General features: G+C 73.5%; 2 protein-coding genes. Both read left to right on the forward strand.

Annotation, left to right across the window (positions count from 1 at the left end; translation table 11 throughout):
• Window positions 1-894: aldehyde dehydrogenase family protein (locus ACFWGZ_RS40990; RefSeq protein ID WP_382456971.1), on the forward strand; the 894-nt coding region annotated here is incomplete at its 5' end.
• Window positions 895-917: 23 nt separating this feature from the next.
• A complete protein-coding gene (locus ACFWGZ_RS40995; protein WP_382456972.1) occupies window positions 918-1,328 on the forward strand; it encodes a DoxX family protein in 411 nt (136 codons plus the stop codon).
• The last annotated feature ends 49 nt before the right edge of the window (window positions 1,329-1,377 follow it).

A 1,377-nucleotide genomic window follows, 5' to 3' on the forward strand; every position in this document is an offset into this window, starting at 1 on the left:
GTGGTGGCGCGGATCTTCGAGGAGGCCGGGTTGCCGCCCGGCCTGCTGCACGTGCTGCCCGGTGGCGCCACCACCGGCGCCGCGCTGGCCGAGGACCCCGACGTCGGCATGATCGCGTTCACCGGGTCCACCGCGGTCGGGCGGGAGGTGGGCGCCGTGGCGGGGCGCGCGCTCAAACGGGTCTCCCTGGAGCTGGGCGGGAACAACGCCCTCGTCGTCCTGGAGGACGCGGACCTCGACGCCGCGAGCTCGGCGGGCGCGTGGGGTTCCTTCCTGCACCAGGGCCAGGTCTGCATGACGACCGGACGGCACGTGGTCGTCGAGTCGGTCGCCGACGAGTACGTCGAACGCCTGGTGCGGCGGGCGAAGGCGCTGCGCGTGGGCGACCCGGCCGTGGAGGACGTCGCGCTCGGCCCGCTGATCGACGCCGGCCAGCTGCTGCGGGTGGACCGGATCGTGCGGGACTCCGTGGCGGCCGGTGCCGTGGTGCGGTGCGGCGGGACCTACGAGGACCTGTTCTACCAGCCGACCGTGCTGACCGGCGTCACCGGGGACGTGCCCGCGTTCCGCGAGGAGATCTTCGGGCCGGTCGCCCCCGTCGTCGTGGTCGCGGACGAGGAGGAAGCGGTCGCCGTGGCGCGCGACAGCGAGCACGGGCTGGTCGCCGCGGTGCAGACCGGGTCCGTCGAACGCGGTCTCGCCGTCGCCCGCCGGCTCGGCACCGGCATCGTGCACGTCAACGGCCAGACGGTGGACGACAACGCTTTCGTGCCGTTCGGCGGGCGCGGCGCGTCCGGCAACGGCACCCGGTTCGGCGCGTCGCAGAGCTGGGACGAGTTCACCCAGTGGCAGTGGGTCACCACCCGCGACCGCGCCACCCCCTACCCGTTCTGAAGCCATTCGAGGAGGAGTGCACTGTGGACAGATTGCGCGACGTCGTGCTGCTGCTGGCGAGGGTGGTGATCGGCGTCGTCTTCGTCATGCACGGCTACCTGAAGCTGAGCCACGCCGAGCTGGGGCCCGCGGCGTTCGAGTCGCTCGGGTTGCCGCTGCCGGCGGTGACGTTCTGGGCCGTGTCGCTGGCGGAGGTCGTCGGCGGCGTGGCGTTCGCGGTGGGCCTGGGCCTGCCGGTCGTGGGGGCGGTGTTCGCCGCCCTGACGGCGGGCGCGCTGTTCCTGGTCCACCTGTCGAAGGGCTTCTGGGCCGACGGCGGCGGCTACGAGTACGTGATGGTGCTCGCCGTCGTGTCCCCCGCCATCGGGCTCACCGCCCGCCGGTGGTCGCTGGACGAGCTCATCGCCGCGCGCAGGAGCGCGGTGGCGGTGTGACGGGCTTTCCCCCGTGACGAGAAGACCCCGCCACACGCCTCATGGCAGC

The sequence above is a fragment of the Lentzea sp. NPDC060358 genome, assembly GCF_042725365.1.
In the GTDB taxonomy this organism is placed as follows: Bacteria; Actinomycetota; Actinomycetes; order Mycobacteriales; family Pseudonocardiaceae; genus Lentzea.